The organism is Phycisphaerae bacterium (assembly GCA_028714855.1).
Taxonomy (GTDB): Bacteria; Planctomycetota; Phycisphaerae; order Sedimentisphaerales; family Anaerobacaceae; genus CAIYOL01.
The window spans coordinates 237,920-254,658 of the sequence record JAQTLP010000002.1; the positions used below are offsets into that span (position 1 = coordinate 237,920).

General features: G+C 49.5%; 8 protein-coding genes. 6 read left to right on the plus strand and 2 right to left on the minus strand.

Annotation, left to right across the window (positions count from 1 at the left end; translation table 11 throughout):
* The first annotated feature begins 337 nt into the window (after nucleotides 1-337).
* Nucleotides 338-4,705 (plus strand): acyl-CoA dehydratase activase, encoded by a 4,368-nt coding sequence (locus PHG53_02800; GenBank protein MDD5380555.1) that lies wholly within the window; start codon nucleotides 338-340, stop codon nucleotides 4,703-4,705.
* 363 nt (nucleotides 4,706-5,068) lie between these two features.
* Here the strand turns inward: PHG53_02800 and PHG53_02805 are convergent, their stop codons facing one another.
* Nucleotides 5,069-7,231: a right-handed parallel beta-helix repeat-containing protein gene (locus tag PHG53_02805; protein ID MDD5380556.1), complete on the minus strand. Its 2,163-nt coding sequence runs from the start codon at nucleotides 7,229-7,231 to the stop codon at nucleotides 5,069-5,071.
* Between the two features lie 220 nt (nucleotides 7,232-7,451).
* Here PHG53_02805 and mfd point away from each other — a divergent pair, with 220 nt between their 5' ends.
* From mfd to mnmG, 4 genes are all read left to right on the plus strand, one after another.
* Nucleotides 7,452-10,790: a transcription-repair coupling factor gene (mfd, locus tag PHG53_02810; protein MDD5380557.1), complete on the plus strand. Its 3,339-nt coding sequence runs from the start codon at nucleotides 7,452-7,454 to the stop codon at nucleotides 10,788-10,790.
* A gap of 63 nt (nucleotides 10,791-10,853) precedes the next feature.
* On the plus strand, nucleotides 10,854-11,972 hold the full coding sequence (locus PHG53_02815) for a peptidylprolyl isomerase (protein MDD5380558.1): 1,119 nt from the start codon (nucleotides 10,854-10,856) through the stop codon (nucleotides 11,970-11,972).
* A gap of 14 nt (nucleotides 11,973-11,986) precedes the next feature.
* Complete coding sequence (gene acpS / locus PHG53_02820; GenBank protein ID MDD5380559.1) at nucleotides 11,987-12,385, plus strand: holo-ACP synthase; 399 nt, start codon at nucleotides 11,987-11,989, stop codon at nucleotides 12,383-12,385.
* Nucleotides 12,372-14,183 (plus strand): tRNA uridine-5-carboxymethylaminomethyl(34) synthesis enzyme MnmG, encoded by a 1,812-nt coding sequence (gene mnmG, locus PHG53_02825; protein MDD5380560.1) that lies wholly within the window; start codon nucleotides 12,372-12,374, stop codon nucleotides 14,181-14,183. The genes acpS and mnmG overlap by 14 nt, the downstream gene beginning before the upstream one ends.
* A gap of 5 nt (nucleotides 14,184-14,188) precedes the next feature.
* Here mnmG and PHG53_02830 read toward each other — a convergent pair whose 3' ends face one another.
* On the minus strand, nucleotides 14,189-15,190 hold the full coding sequence (locus PHG53_02830; protein MDD5380561.1) for a DUF2268 domain-containing putative Zn-dependent protease: 1,002 nt from the start codon (nucleotides 15,188-15,190) through the stop codon (nucleotides 14,189-14,191).
* Between the two features lie 588 nt (nucleotides 15,191-15,778).
* Between PHG53_02830 and PHG53_02835 the strand changes: the two genes are divergently transcribed.
* Nucleotides 15,779-16,681, plus strand: a complete 903-nt coding sequence (locus tag PHG53_02835) for a DMT family transporter (protein MDD5380562.1) — start codon at nucleotides 15,779-15,781, stop codon at nucleotides 16,679-16,681.
* The last annotated feature ends 58 nt before the right edge of the window (nucleotides 16,682-16,739 follow it).

A 16,739-nucleotide genomic window follows, 5' to 3' on the forward strand; every position in this document is an offset into this window, starting at 1 on the left:
AAGATATTGTGCGGCAAGCTGTTAAAGAGCAAAAAACCCTTGCGGTGTTTGTGGATAACTTGTTAGATTGTTGGCGGGAATATTGGGCGGAACTAACAGAGCACAGTGTTTGGCTGGAGCACCCTGTTAATTGCTACGGGTTATTGTGTAGAGGTTTTTTAAAGATTTTCCTTGACAAATAGTTAGTATGTATATAGTTTGCATATAAACAAACAAGGATCGTCTGTGGTTTGTATAGGGTCCTGTGTCGTAGGGGCGAACGCGCCGCTTGCCTTTAGTTTAGGATAAGGTATATTAAGTGGTTGTCATAAACAGCCAGCAGGAGAAATCAAAAGATATGAGCGATAGAATACAGTCAGACGCAACCATATCAGGCAAGGCGAGCCAGTACCAGCCTATACTGCCGCAGGACAAGCGGAGGTTTTATATAGGTATTGATGTTGGCTCAACCAGCAGTGATATAACTGTGCTGGATAGCGCCGGCAAGAGTGTTCTCTGTGATTACCGGCGCACCAAAGGCAAGCCTGTAGAAACAGTGCGATTACAATTAGACAGGATATTCAGGCAAATAAACCCTCTAAATATCACCCTTGCTGTAGCAACTGGTTCAGCGGGCCGCTTTTTAGCTAAACTGTTGGATATTCCCTTTATAAACGAGGTCCCTGCCCAGGCGGCAGCTATATGTCATCTGTACCCGCAACTTCAGCAGGCAACTATAATTGAGATGGGCGGGCAAGACAGCAAACTGATTTTCTTGTCTGCCGAACAAGGCCGGGCCAGAGTGCGGGATTTCACCCTTAATACTGTTTGTGCCGCGGGGACAGGTTCGTTTCTTGACCAGCAGGCGCAACGGCTGGGTGTAAATATTGAGGGCGAGTTCGGCCGGATGGCGCTACAGAGCAAAGCCGTGCCGAGAATGGCCGGACGGTGTTCGGTTTTTGCAAAAAGCGATATGATTCATCTACAGCAGCAGGCAACCCCGAGCTGTGATATCATTGCTGGGTTATGCCTGGCGCTTGCGAGGAACTTAAAGGGTGACTTGGGCTGCGGCAGGGAATTTGTTAAGCCGATTATATTTACCGGCGGCGTGGCGGCCAACATCGGCGTCGTCAGGGCGCTGGAAAAAGTTTTTGAACTGCCGCAGGATGAACTTGTTGTTCCCAAAGAACACTTTTTTACCGGCGCTATTGGTGCGGTTCTTATTGCCAAGGAAAGAACCGGCTCCAACGGACAAATTCACCTTGAGAAAATTGATAGCTATCTGACACAACGAGGTTCAGCTTTAGAAGGTGCCCCCCGCCGTGGGGTGTTAGGCAGGCCGAGCTTGCCGTATCCCGATAGTCACGTTTACGAACATCTGCTCTCAAGCGCAACCGAGTCGATAGAGGCGTATCTTGGTGTTGATGTCGGCTCTATTAGCACTAAAGCCGCTGTTGTTGATAACCAGAATCGCCTGCTCGCAAAGCATTATATGATGACCACTGGCAATCCTCTCGAAGCTGTTCGGCAGACCCTCGACATTATCGGCAAAAAAGTCGGCGGAAAGGTGAACATCTGCGGTGCTGCCACTACAGGCTCGGGACGCTATCTCATCGGCGACTTTATAGGGGCCGACGTTGTCATAAACGAAATCACCGCCCAGGCAAAAGGGGCTGCCATTGTTGACCCGATGGTCGACACGATTTTTGAAATCGGCGGACAGGACAGCAAATATATCTCCCTCGAAAACGGCGTCGTAGTTGACTTCACTATGAACCACGCCTGTGCCGCGGGGACAGGCTCCTTTTTAGAAGAGCAGGCGCAACGCCTCGATATATCCATCGACCGGCAGTTTGCGGAACAGGCCTTCAGTTGTAGGGAGCCCGTGAAGCTGGGCGAACGCTGCACCGTCTTTATGGAATCCGACCTCCTCTGCTATCAGCAGCAGGGAGCCAAGACTAATGAGCTTGTCGCTGGCCTGAGCTATTCTATCGTCGAAAATTATCTCAATCGCGTTGTCGGCAGGAGAAAAGTCGGCGAACATATCTGTTTCCAGGGCGGGACCGCTTTTAACAAGGCTGTCTGGGCTGCTTTCGAGACGGTTGTAGGAAAACCCGTTATGGTCCCCGACCATCACGAGGTGACAGGCGCCATTGGTGCTGCTGCCATCGCCGCTGGTCATATTAAGAAAAGCGAAGCAGCCAAAAGCAGCTTCAAAGGGTTCGAAAACGTCTGCTCCATTCAGTATCAGGTCGAATCCTTTACGTGCGAGCATTGTCCCAACCACTGCGAAATTAAAAAAGTACAACTCCCCGACACAGAACCGCTGTATTATGGCTCTCGGTGCGATAGGTACAACCTCAAGAAAAAAACAGCAAAGGCAAAAGGCCTTGACGCCTTCGAATACCGAAAGCAAATGTTGTTTGAATGTGCGGGTCTGAACGACAAGCCTTCTAAAAAGCAGTATACGAAGGTTTCTATAGGCATCCCTCTTGCGCTGACAAATTGGCAGCTTTTACCGCTGTTCTCTCAGTTTTTTAAGGCGATGGGCTTCGATTGCATAATCTCCGGCAAAACCGACAAGCGAATAATTCGTATGGGCGTCGAATCTGTCAACGCTCAGCCGTGCTTTCCGGTCAAAGCCGCTTACGGTCATATTGCCGAGCTGATTGAAAAAAAGGTCGACTACATCTTCCTGCCGAGCATTGTTTCGATGACGGAAAGCTTCCCGCAGAATAAGTCCAATCAACTGTGTCCCTATGTCCAGTCGCTGGTTTATCAGGCGCAAACAGCCTTTGGCAAGAAACTCGGAGACACAAAAATTCTTACCACACCAATTCGTATGGGTGATGGACAAAAACTTTTACAAAAAAGCTTCATTGCTCTCGGCAGGACGCTGGGGGTTTCGGCGTCTTCTGCACGAAAGGCCCTCGAAAAGGGATTTGCAGCCCAGCAAAAGTTTGAGTCAGCCTTGCTGGATAAAGGCAAAGAAATTCTCGACCAGCTCGGGCCTGAACAGAAACTGTTCGTGCTTATCTCGCGCCCGTATAACGGCTGCGATGAAGGGCTTAACCTGCAACTTTCCAAAAAGTTCGATGAGCTTGGTGTCAGGGTAATACCTATTGATATGCTCGCCCTCGACGATACACCATTGACTGACCCGTTGCTTCACGAACAGGCTTACTGGTCGTATGGCCAGAAGATTTTGAGAGCAGCCGAGATAATCAAAAGAGATCCGCGGCTTTTTGCGATATATCTATCCAACTTCAGCTGCGGGCCGGATTCATTCCTTCTGACGTTTTTCAAGGACATAATGGCACAAAAACCCTGCCTGCTGCTGGAGCTTGATGAACACTCTGCCGATGCCGGGGTAATTACCCGGCTCGAAGCCTTTCTCGACAGCTTGAAACATTATCATTCGTTGGAGAAAAAGCCACAGGCCAAGAAGCTGGCGATTCCGGAAGGAATTAGCCGCGAACGCACGCTGTATATTCCTTATATGAGCGATTGTGCTTATGGCGTCGTTGCCTGCTTTAAGGCTCATGGTCAGCCTGCGGAGGTTATGCCGCTGGCAGACGAAGCCGCCCTTTTGCAGGGAAGGCAATTTACCTCCGGGAAGGAATGCCTGCCCTGTGCTATTACCAGCGGCGATATGCTGAAGGTAATCAGGGCGAAGGGCTTCGATCCCGCCAAGGCCGCCTTTTTTATGCCTGCCTCTTCGGGCCCCTGCAGGTTTGGAATGTATAGCTGTCTCCACCGCCTTATCCTGAAATACGCCGGCGCAGAAGATGTCCCCGTCATCGCGCCGAACCAGGATAGCGGCTTCTACAGGGAATTCACCAAAGGCGTCGGCTCGAGCATGGGAAAGTTTATGAAGGACATCTGGATTTCCGTTAGCGGCATAGATTTGCTGCGGAAACTTATTTTGCGCATCAGGCCTTTCGCTGCGGATTCGCGTCAGGCCCAGCGGGTCTATGACCAGTCCATCAGGCGATGGACGCAGGCCGTTGAAGGCCGCTTTAGTTTTTCCCAGATGCGCCGGCTGATGGAATCTATCGCAGGGGACTTTGCGGCTGTTAAGCTGAATGGCAGCACCCGAAAGCCTATGATCGGAATAGTTGGAGAAATTTATGTCCGCAGTCATCCCTTTGCCAATAGCAATATAATCGCCCGATTGGAAGAGCTCGGCGCCGTCTGCGACCTGGCCTCGCTGGCGGAGTGGATGTACTATACCAACTTCACAAGGAGTCTGTCGGCCAGACGTAAGGGCAATTATCGGGACTGGTTTACAAATGTCTTTCAGGACTATTTTCAGCGCAGGATTGAAAAGGCCCTCGCCGAGCCGTTGGAGAAAATGCTTCGGGCATCCGGCCTCTACAATCAATTGAGCTTGTCTGAAGGCCCGCTGGACTACATAATTGAACTGGCCAAACCCTACATACATCATTCGTTCGAGGGCGAAGCAATCCTTAGTGTAGGCAAAATGATAGAGTATCACCATCAGGGTTTCGGCGGCGTAGTCAATGCGATGCCGTTTAGCTGTATGCCCTCGACTATTGTCAATACTCAAACAAGACGGATAAGCGCCGATTGTGCCGACATGCCGATTTTGAATTTGAGTTTCGACGGGCAGGAAGATTCTACATTGACCACACGCCTCGAGGCGTTTGTCGAACAAGTCCGCCAGCGACAGCCGCACGCAGCTGCACAAGTGGTTCACGCTTGATAAAATTGGCTTTGTTTTGCATAATTTATTGTTTTTGATTGATTGAATTTGAGCCACAAAGGCACTAAGGCACAAAAGGACAAAGTAAAGTTTTTGGTTTTTCATAACGTAGTACCTCCTTTCTATAAATAGGGCAGACTTGCGCGATTGATGCGAAAATTCCGGAACTTTCAGGAATGTGATTTTGGCTAAGTCGTTGCGGGAAAAGGAGTAAAAATTTTTGAGAAAAATGGATTTTTGCTTTTACCTCCCTGCGCATTTGGTTGAAAAATTTCTGTAAGCCACGGATGGACACAGATTTACACTGTTTTTTGACGCAGATTGCGCAAAGGGCGCAGAGGAAAATTTAGGCACAAGTAAGGGCTAAAAGGTTTCGAGCCAGTTGTCGCAGAGAACGGCAAGGTCGGAGGAGTCAACGATGCCATCGCCGGCAGGCGGCGGGGCAATGTCGGCCGAGGGAACACTAGGTGATTGCAGCCATTGAGAGGCCAGTATCGCAAAATCTACAAAATCAACATCACTATCTCCATCGATGTCTTCAGGGTTGACAAAAGGAGAATAGTGATAACCCATATTGACGATTCCAACATCGCATACTCTGTCTGTTCGCGTCGTAAATACATCCATTCCTAAATTTGCTGACGTATCGCTTCCTGCATTGACGCAAGGACTGTCAAAGGCCTGTCCAGATGCTATCTGACTGAGGTAATAATTGCCACCGGGCCCCGCTACAAAACAAGGGTCGGCATTGATGTTGCCTGTTCCTTCCCAGCCACCCTGAACGTCGGAGAAAGTAACGACTGCAGGGCTTTCATCATCATATATTAGCGCTCCGTGTATTTGTTCTCCTATTGGTGCGGTATTACCCCAGAGTATACAGTTTGTTATTATCGGGCTGCTGTAGTAGGAGTTGTACATTCCGCCGCCGTTTACTGTTGCCGAGTTGCCTGCAAATGTGCAGTTGGTCATATTCGGGCTGCTGGAACTGTAGTTGTACATTCCGCCGCCCCTCTCGGATGCCGTATTGCTACTGAATATACAGTTGGTCATATTCGGGCTACTGGAGTTGTAGTTATACATCCCGCCGCCGCCGAATCCTGCCGAGTTGCCGCTGAAGATGCAGTTGGTTAATGTCGGGCTGCAATCGTAGTTTGCCATCCCGCCGCCCCTGTCGGATGCCGTATTACTACTGAAATTGCAGTTGGTTATCGTCGGGCTGCCATTGCGGTTATACATCCCGCCGCCCCTATCGGATGCCGTATTGCTACTGAAATTGCAGTTGGTTAAAGTCGGGTCGCTGTAGTAATTGTACAAACCGCCGCCGAGGCCTGCCGAGTTACTGCTGAAAGTGCAGTTAGTCAATATTGAGTCGCTGTAGGAGTTGTATACCCCGCCGTCTGAGTTGCCGCTGAAGGTGCAGTTTGTTATGGTCGGGTTGTTGCTACAGTCATTGAGTATGCCAGATCCAGAGTTATCGCTGAAGGTGCAGTTTGTTATGGTCGGGTTGTTGCTACAGTCATTGAGTATGCCAGATCCAGAGTTACCGCTGAAAGAGCAGTTTGTAATGACCGGGCTGCCACCTTCATTATACATTCCACCACCATAGCCGGTGGAATTATTACTGAATGTGCAATCTGTTGCTGTTGTGTCACTGCCATGACTTTTTATTGCTCCGCCGTATTCTGCTGAATTGCCACTGAAAGAACAGTTGGTTACTGTCGCATCACAGTATTTATTTAATATTCCACCGCCGGTGCTACTGTCTGCCGAGTTACCTATAAAGGAACAGCCGTTTATTACCAGACTGCAATTGGCATTGTACAATCCGCCACCACCATAATAAGAGCTATACACAGAGGCTGAGTTTTCTATAAATGTGCAGTTGGTTATTGGTAGGCTGCTGCTACTGTACCCTACGTTGTATATACCGCCGCCGGAGTCGGACGCCGAGTTACCTATAAAGGTGCAGTTGGTTACAGTGGGGCTGCTGTAGCAAGAATAAATGCCACCGCCACAGTCGCTTGCCGAGTTGTTGATGAAGGTGCAGTTGGTTATGGTCGGGCTGCTATAGTAGGAATAAATGCCACCACCCGAATCAGATGAGTTGTTGGTGAAAACACAGTTAGTAATTGTCGGGCTATTATTAGTGCCACAGGAGACAGCGCTTCCTATGGCGTTTGTAATTGTAAATCCGGAAAGTATGGAATTACTTATTAGATCTCTATAACTGAAACTAAATCCTAAGCCATTGTTATTACAATCAATAATAGTATGGGCGACTACGCAGGGGTCAGCCGGGTTGATACTGCGAACTGTAATATCTTTGTCGAAAAAATAGATGTCAAAATTGCCTTCGCCTGTGTAGGTGCCTGGGAAAACGAGGACGACATCCCCATCCGATGCCGCATCAATCGCGGCCTGAATGGTTGAATAATCGCCCGGGACGTATAGTGTCGCGGCTGCTGCCATACCTGCAAATAGAAAGATACCCCCTAACAGAATTGTAAAAAATGCCGAAATCCTCACTTTTGTAACCTCCTAAATTAGATAGGGACTAAAATATATGATTTAGGCCGAAAAGTCAAGAAAAAAGATGCATAACCCCCGGTACCTATGGCATGGCATAGCCATAAAACCGGGGGCTAAATATTGCGTCGCCGTTCCGGCGACGGCTAAACACTCTGGATTCCTGTTTTCACAGGAATAACAAAGGGGATTGCCACGGCCTATGGTTTCGCAATGACAGATGGCGGATAAAGTTGCCAGAGGGGTGGGTTTTGCGTTAGAATATAAGGCAGTGGAGCTTAGGCGAGATAAGTCTATTCGTGAGATAATCTCCCGGCTGAAGACCGCAAAAGGCAACGAAGGGGCGGTAAAAGTCGAGGGGACGTGGGGGTCGTTCGCGCCGCTATTGGCGGCTTACATATCAAAGGAGCTCGGCCGGCCGATTTTGTATATTCGTCCGCATATTGATGACGCCGATAAGGCCGCTGACGATTTGCATACCTTCGGGGCTGAACAAATAGAAACCCTGCCCGCATGGGAAGGCGAAGAAGAGCTGGCGGACGCAACTGATGAAATCAGGACGGAAAGACTGAAACTCGTGTCTCGTGTCTCGGCCCTCGTCGCTCGGAAAAACAAAGGGCAGCTTATCATTCCGACATCGATACAGGCGATTTGCCAGCCGATACCAAAGCCGCAGGCGATGGAAAAAAGCTGCCTTCAATTGCAGATAGATAAGATAGTACCGCTTGAACAGGTTGTTGAGTGGCTGGTTGGAAATGGATTCGAGGGTGTGGAGAGGGTTGATTTGCCGGGGCAGTTCGCGCGCCGCGGCGGAATTGTCGATATCTATGCGCCGCTACTGGATTCCCGCTTGCGCGGGAATGACAAAGAGAGCGATTGTGCTCAAGCGATAAGGGTCGAATTCTTCGGTGACACAATAGAGAGCATCCGAGAAATAAATCTGGATACGCAGCGGTCGAGCCAGCAAATAAAAGAGGTCAACATTCTTTCGGCTGTGTGCGGTGCCGCCGTTGAAGAAAGGGAGCTTTTCGTTAATATCCTGCCGCAGGACACCATAATAATTCTCGAAGAGCCGAACGATATCGAAGAGGTCGCGAACGTATTTAGGCAGCGTGCTGAAAAAGCCGAGCGGCTTTACGATTGGCAGGATATTTACAAAGCGATAACAAAATTCACACAACTGCACATCTGCAGATTTGCCACAGCGACACAAGACGAATTTCTTAAGGTCGATATTAAAAGCGTGCAGCGGTTTCAGCACAGGGCCGCTTCATTATGGGCGGGGCATAAGGAGGCCTTGCAGGAATTAGTCAGCGAGGCGAAAGAAGGAAAGAAGGTCTGCCTCTACTGCGAAAGCTCTGCCGAGAACAAGCGGATAACTGAAATTATAACCGAGGGCGGCGAAAGTGTGCCGGCGAACTTTAAACTGCTGCAGGGATTCGTCCATCAGGGATTCGTCATAAACTTTCTCAACACAATCATAATAAGCCACCACGAGCTGTTCGGCCAATATGCGCTGCGGAGACGGCCGCGGATGGTGCAGGCGGGGGCACCGGTGGATACGCTCGCGGATTTACAGGCGGGCGACTACGTGGTGCACGCCTCTTACGGCATCGGTAAGTTTCTGGGAGCAAAAACCATACAGGAAAAAGGCGGCACGTCGGAATATCTCACGATTGAATACGCCGACGGTGCGAAAGTCCAGGTCTCTGTCCGCAATATCGCCTTGGTGCAAAAGTTCATAGGAACAACTCCGAAACGGCCGAAGCTCAGCAAAATCGGCTCGAAGAGATGGCAGAGGCAAAAAGAAAAAGTCGCGCGTTCTGTTCAGGACCTTGCCGGCGAGCTGCTTGAGGTTCAGGCACAGCGTCAGGCAAAAGGCGGGATTGCGTTCGGGGCAGACTCCGCCTGGCAGGCCGAATTCGAAGAGTCGTTCCCTTATCAGGAAACGCCCGACCAGACCGTAGCCTCCGAACAAATCAAGGCGGATATGCGGGAGCCTGTGGCGATGGACAGGCTCCTGTGCGGCGACGTGGGCTACGGCAAGACAGAGCTTGCGATGCGTGCAGCGTTTAAGGCGGTGGAGAACGGAAAGCAGGCAGCCGTGCTTGTGCCTACCACCGTACTGTGTGTGCAGCACGGTAGGACTTTTACCGAACGCTTCGCCGATTTCCCGATTAGCGTCGAGGTCCTCAACCGCTTCAAGACAACAAAGCAGGTGAAAGACATTATCTCGCGGACAAAACGCGGCAGGGTCGATGTGCTGATAGGGACACACCGGCTTTTGAGCAAAGATGTGGGCTTTAAAGACCTCGGGCTTTTAATCATCGACGAGGAACAGCGGTTCGGCGTCACAGACAAGGAAAAGCTCAAAAGACTGCGCTTCGACGTCGATGTCCTCACAATGACGGCCACGCCGATTCCGAGGACGCTGCACCTGTCGCTATTGGGCCTGCGCGATATAAGCTCGCTGACAACTCCGCCGCTGGATAGAAGAAGCATAGTAACGACCGTAACCGCCTACAACGATGAGCTTATAAAAAAAGCAATCTTCCGGGAATTAAATCGCCAGGGACAAGTGTTCTTCCTGCACAATAGAGTTAAGACCATCGAGAAAAAAGCGTGGGAAATCCAAAAGCTGATTGGTGACGCAAAGGTCGCCATCGCACATGGGCAAATGGCCAAGAGCGAGCTCGAAAAAGCGATGATAGATTTTGTGCTCGGCAAAACAGACGTGCTCGTGTGCACGACAATTATCGAATCCGGCCTGGACATCCCGAACGCTAACACGATTTTTATAAACGATGCTGACCGGTTCGGCCTGGCAGAGCTGCATCAGCTTCGCGGCAGGGTGGGCAGGTATAAACACCGGGCTTTCGCGTATATGCTGCTGCCGGCCTCAAGACCGATTACGCCGACCGCCGCGAAACGACTCAAGGCCATCGAAGATTACTCGCACTTGGGCGCGGGTTTTAGAATCGCGCTTCGAGACCTCGAGATTCGCGGCGCGGGCAATATATTGGGGGCCGAGCAATCAGGCCACATTCAAATGGTGGGTTACCAGATGTACTGCGACTTGTTGGCAGATACCGTCAGGAAACTAAAGAATGAGCCCGCCGAAGCCGAACCTGCCGCTGTTATCGATTTGGGTCTGACCTCGTATATACCGAAAAGCTACATACCGTCCGACAGGTACCGGATGGATATTTACCGCAGAATCGCGGTCACAAAGACGACCGAGGACTTGAAGCAGATGGCAAGCGAATTAGCTGACGTGTACGGGCCGGTGCCGGACGAAGTCGAATTGCTGCTGGAGTTGACCGGCATTCGAATAGATGCAGGTAAGCGCAGCATAAAAAGCATCGTCGCCTCCGGAAAAGATTTGATATTTTCATTCAGCAAAGACTCGAATCTGCAGGCCAATTCCCTCTTTGCCGGAGTGAAAGGAACGATACGGACTGCTGACCCGAAAACGGTATATTTACGTCTGCCGCAGAATTATTTTGAGCAGAAGACCCTAATGAACGTTTTGCGAAAGATTCTTAGCACTAATTCATAAAATGGCATATAATAAGCGGCAGGGTAAAGTATATATCTACAAATATTCGGCGAAAGATAAGCTATGCGTAAGTGTGTTTTTCTAACAATGTGGTTGATGTTGCTGACATACGGCTGCGGAGGCAGCAAGCCAAGATTCACCGACGAAGAGCTGAAGCATATCCCCCTTGCGCAAAAAGACGGCCTGCCGGAAGCCTCCGGCGGATTTGTCCTGGCGGTGGGCGACGAGACTGTAACATCTGATGAAATAATAACTGAGCCGTTATTAGACCATTTTAGGCCGATTGCGCAAAAAAGCAGTTTCGAGCAGTTCAAAAAACAGGCCGGACCTGAGCTTGAGCAGCTTATTTCGACGAGAGTATCGAACATCCTGCTTTATCAGCAGGCCAAAAGAGAGATGGGAGCGGGGGTAGATATCGATGATGCTCTGGAAAAGGCAACGGAATCAGAAGTAAGAAGATTCGTCGCCGGCTTCAACGGTGACTACGCCAGGGCGGAGCAGGCCCTGAAACAAATGGGGATGGATTGGCACAGCTTCAGAGAGTATCAGAAAAAGATGATTCTCAGCCAGGAATATGTTCGACAGCAATTGCCTGAGCACAAGCCTATCACTCACAGCGAGCTGGTAAGCTGCTACAATGAAATAAAAGAGGAATTTTTCGCCATGCCGGCAACGATAACGTTTCGGCTGATTGATATCCAAATACCAAAAGTGGAACCGGCGAGCCCGAATATCAGCCGGCCTGAACAGGCCAGAAAATTAGCCGCTGAATTGAAGGAACGGCTGGATAAAGGTGAAGATTTCGCCGAGCTGGCCAGGCAATATTCGCACGGGCACACAGCATCATCCGGCGGGCTGTGGCAGCCGGTGCAGCCGCAGTCCATCGCAAAACCCTACGATGTTCTCGCGGTCGAGGCGGAAAAAATTCAGCCCGGACAGATTGCCGGGCCTATTGAGGCGGGCGAGCATATTTTCATAATGAAGCTGGAAGAGAAATCGCCGAAAAGTTTCACGCCTCTTGAAAACGTACAAAAAGAAGTGGAGGCAAAAATCCTCTTTGACCGCCGCAAAAAAACCGCTGACGAGTTTGGAACCAATCTTGTGCAGCAGGCAAAACTGAACGAAATGGACGCCTTTATAGATTTCTGTCTGGAAAAAACTTACCGGATATGCAGCCGGTAGCTCAGGACTAATAAATGGAAATTGTAGCACACGGCATAGACCTCGTGGATTTTCCGCGAATAGAAGAGATGGCAAAGCGGCACGGTGAGCGTTTCCTGGATAAGGTTTTTACCGCCGCCGAACGAGCTTATGCCAAGGCAAATAAAAACGGAACAGAAAAACTGGCCGGCCGTTTCGCGGCAAAAGAAGCCATCCTTAAACTGATGGGAACAGGCTGGCGGGGCAAAATTGCCTGGACTGATATCGAAATAATAAATAACCCGGCAGGCCAGCCGGAGGTTGTTCTCTCCGGCGAAGTCAAAAAAATCGCCGACAAGCTCAAAATCAAACACATAAGCGTAAGCATTACCCACACAGCCAATTTCGCGATTGCATCGGCGGTAGCCCTGGTGAATTCCCATGAAAGCAAATGATTTTGACTGCATCGTAATAGGTGCTGGTCACGCCGGTGTAGAAGCTGCTTTCGCAGCAGCAAAAATCGGCGCCAAAACCGCCCTTGTAACTATCCGCAAAGACAAAATAGCTGAAATGAGCTGCAACCCCGCTATCGGCGGAATTGCAAAAGGACAAATCGTACGCGAAATCGACGCGATGGGAGGCCTAATGGGGCTGGCGACCGACGCAACAGGAATTCAATTTCGTGTGCTGAATCGCTCAAAAGGCCCGGCTGTCCAATCGCCGCGGGCACAGGCCGACAGGGGCAAATACGCAAAGTGGATGCAGCAGACGCTCCAGCAGACGGAAAATCTGACAATCATCGAGGCAGTAGCAACGGAGATAATCACCGAAGGACAGAAAGTTAGTGCTGTGCGGTGCAAAGACGGCTCGCAGTATCGCTGCTCCGCCGTGGTCGTGGCAACAGGGACATTCCTCGGCGGAAAACTGTATATCGGAAGTCACCACTGGGCCGGCGGCAGAATCGAAGAGCCGCCGAGCATAGAACTTTCACAAAGCCTGAAACAAATGGGTCTGGAGCTCGGGCGAATGGCGACTGATACGACGCCGAGACTGGATGCGGCAACCTGCGACCTTGACAAATTGCAAATTCAGCCCGGCGACGAACCGCCGGTGCCGTTTTCGTTTATGACCGAATCGATAGACCGTCCGCAGATTCCCTGCTGGATGACATACACAAATGAAAAGATACATAAGCTGCTCCGGGATAATCTCCACCGGGCGCCGCTTTGCTCAGGACAGATAAAAGGCACAGACCCCCGCTACTGCCCGAGCATCGAAGGCAAGGTCGTCAGGTTTGCCGACAAAACGCAGCATCGAATATTCCTGGAGCCGGAAGAAGAGGAAATCAAAACGATTTACTGTAACGGCATCTTTACCTCGATGCCCGAAGACGTCCAGGAGCAAATGCTTAAATTACTGCCCGGAACAGAAAATGCTCGCATCATTCGTTACGCATACGCTGTGGAGTACGACTATTGCCCGCCGATCCAGTTGCAAAACAGTTTGGAGACAAAAAAAATATCAGGGCTTTTTCTGGCGGGCCAGATTAACGGCACCAGCGGGTATGAAGAGGCGGCAGGGCAGGGTATCGTGGCCGGGATAAATGCCGCCGGAAAAATTCAGTCTAAAGAGCCGCTCGTTCTCGGCAGAGACCAGGCATATATCGGGGTGCTGATAGATGATTTGCTTACGAAGGGAGTCGATGAACCTTATCGAATGTTCACCTCGCGGGCCGAGCATCGATTGTCACTAAGGGCCGATAACGCGGATAGAAGATTGACGCAAATCGGCAAATCGGTCGGCCTTGTGGACGAATATCGATGGCAAAAATTTCAAAATAAGCTGAAAAACATAGACAAACTTAAAAGCTATCTGAAAAACACGCGCCCGAACGGCCTAAGCCTTTGGGAACATTTGCAACAGCCAAATAATCCTATCGCGTGGCAATTGGCCGAGAATCCTGACGTTAAAAACACGGCTTCCAGCGACGTATTAGGTGCGGCAATTATTGACGCCAAATACGAAGGTTATTTAGCTAAGCAACAGCGGCTGGCGGCCGGCCTGCAAAATCTTGAAAACAAAAAGCTTCCGCCTGATTTGGATTACAACAACATCCTGCATCTTCGGGCAGAGGCGAAAGAAAAGCTCTCGACCTTCGGGCCTGCTACCTTGGGGCAGGCAAGCCGCATAAGCGGTATAACGCCTGCGGACATTACTGTGCTGCAAATACACCTGAAAAAAAATTCCAAGTAATGCTTCTATTTACTCTGCGGATTACGCCCTTGTTCACTATCAGTCTTCTTTGCCTTTACAGAATCGAAAAACTGACTCCTCGCAATGACCTCGTCAGAACTCATCGAGCATAATTCTTCAAGGGTCGTCTCTTTCAAACACTTTTCAATTATGCGGTAACCAAGATAATACCCCGTCTTTTCAGGAAAGCCGTCCGGCGGCGCCGCAAACCCCGTTCCGCCGCATATATATTTTTTCTCTATCCCAAGCCCGTTCTTATTTAAATCCTGTCCAATGGTATCTATGATTAATTTTTCATTCTGAATGCACCAGTCAACCGCATCTCTCGGCATCATCCATAGGCCCTCATAAATAGATGTATTCGCCTCGATAATGCCCGGAAAAAAAGACGCTACGCCCTCATCAACTATCAAGTCACCGAGAAGTCTTGTTTCTTTTCTCGGCTTGTACTGGCGATGAAGACAATGTGCATATTCATGAACTATAATCGACGGAAGTACTTCCGGCTTATACTCTACCGAAATGAGAATGGTGTTTCTTCCGAAAATCGGCAGCATCAAACAGTCCTTGATCGGGCTTAAAAAGAAACATATATCTATCTCGTTTCTCGGTGCCAGGACTCCGTCACATCGTCGCACAGCCGACTCGTACATGGAACAAATCTTCTGGTCGTTGACGTCCTTGAGAACCTGCCGATACCCGATTTCTGAAATATTCGCAATCTTCTCAGGAAAACTGTCCGCCTTTATCAGGCCCCATTCCCGGTATTTTTCGTGAAGTCTGTTCACGGCCGGATACGGGTCTAATACGTATTTCTGATAATTTTCCCACGTATGTTCGGACTCGAGAAATTTCTCGAATCCTTTATACGCAAGTATCACCTTGCAGTTTTTTGTGTTATTTTTACTTAGATTTGAACCGTCCTCCTGGGAATATTTGTGGTCTTGTGAATATACCGGTACAGCAGAAAAAATCAGCATGGCCGCAAAAAAGCAATATCGCCGCATTCGTTTCTCCTTTCAACAAAAACTGGTTACTCAATACAACCGCAGTCTAAATTGCCTCTGTTACGGTTTTATTACGGTACTATCCTTTTTTGGTGTTTTTTTGAGGGAGGAAAAATCAATCAAACGCACATCTGCCCGAAGACTAAAAACGGCTGATTTGAAGATTCTTTTATTTCTTTAATTGCAGCGACTTAGCAAAAACCGCACCCACCAAACCGGCAAATTTTTCGCATCAATCGCGCAAGTCCGCCCTATTTATAGAAAGGAGGTACTACGTTATGAAAAACCAAAAACTTTACTTTGTCCTTTTGTGCCTTAGTGCCTTTGTGGCTCAAATTCAATCAATCAAAAACAACAAATTATGCAAAACGAACCCAATTTCCGAAATGCCAAAAATAAGCTTAAATCCTTATTTGACAATTACTAACAACTACGAACCACGAACTATGAACTACTTAAAACGAACCCAAACGAACCCAATTTTTCCGGACTGCAAGAAGTTGCAAAATGACTTTTTGTGTGCAAACAATATTAACTTATGGTAAAAGAGCGGCCTTTTGTCCGTTGTGTAAGGGTGCTTGAAAACAGATGTGGTTATATTTAGGCATATTTTCAGCCGTATTCCTCGGGCTGTATGACATTACGAGAAAGCACGCCCTGCGCGGCAACGCCGTGCTGCCGGTGCTGTTCTTTGCGACGCTGGCGGAGGCCCTGCTGCTTTTGCCGGTGGCGCTGCTTAGCCCAACGGCGCCTGAGTTTATGACCCGGCTGGGCCTGTTCATCCCTCAGTTTGGCTGGACGGCACATCTTTTATTCTTCTCAAAAGCGATACTTGTGGCCGCAATATGGATGCTCGGATATTTTTCAATCAAGCATTTGCCGATTTCGATATACTCGCCCATCAGCGCATCCGGCCCCGCATGGACGCTTGTAGGCGCGATACTGATTTTTGGCGAGCAACTGACCGTAATGCAATGGGCGGCGTTCGGCATTCTTATTGTTTCCTATTATATTTTCGCCATCGTCGGAAGCCGCGAAGGAATCGTATTTCACACCAACAAATGGGTAATCTTTTTGTTTATGGCGGTTTTACTTACCGCGGCGAGTTCCCTTCTCGACAAATATCTCATCCAGACACTTGGCTATTCAGCTGTTGGCGTGCAGGTTTGGTTTATATTGTATATGGTGCCGATATTCGGCTTTGCCGTTTTGGCATTCTGGCTGCCCAGCCGCGCCAAACACACGCCTTTCGAATGGCGATGGATTATTCCGCTTATCGGTGTATTGTTGACTATTGCGGATATTGCATATTTTAAAGCCATCGGCTGCGAGGGGACGCTCATTTCATTGTTGGCAGCGGTCCGCAGCAGCAGTGCGGTTGTTTCTTTCCTGGCGGGCGCTATTTTTTTCGGCGAGGTTCGCATGCTTCAAAAATCATGGGCCTTGGCGGGTGTCCTTGTCGGCGTCTTCCTTCTTTTCCTTTCGCACTAAAAGCTCAAAAAAACGGCGGGATGCATAATGCAGCCCGCCGCTGATAACTTTGGTTTTG

Coding starts and splice junctions, on each gene's coding strand:
- mfd (MDD5380557.1), top strand. CDS start 7,452: ATGGCGGATAAAGTTGCCAGAGGGGTGGGTTTTGCGTTAGAATATAAG.
- PHG53_02800 (MDD5380555.1), top strand. CDS start 338: ATGAGCGATAGAATACAGTCAGACGCAACCATATCAGGCAAGGCGAGC.
- PHG53_02815 (MDD5380558.1), top strand. CDS start 10,854: ATGCGTAAGTGTGTTTTTCTAACAATGTGGTTGATGTTGCTGACATAC.
- PHG53_02830 (MDD5380561.1), bottom strand. CDS start 15,190: ATGCGGCGATATTGCTTTTTTGCGGCCATGCTGATTTTTTCTGCTGTA.
- mnmG (MDD5380560.1), top strand. CDS start 12,372: ATGAAAGCAAATGATTTTGACTGCATCGTAATAGGTGCTGGTCACGCC.
- acpS (MDD5380559.1), top strand. CDS start 11,987: ATGGAAATTGTAGCACACGGCATAGACCTCGTGGATTTTCCGCGAATA.
- PHG53_02835 (MDD5380562.1), top strand. CDS start 15,779: ATGTGGTTATATTTAGGCATATTTTCAGCCGTATTCCTCGGGCTGTAT.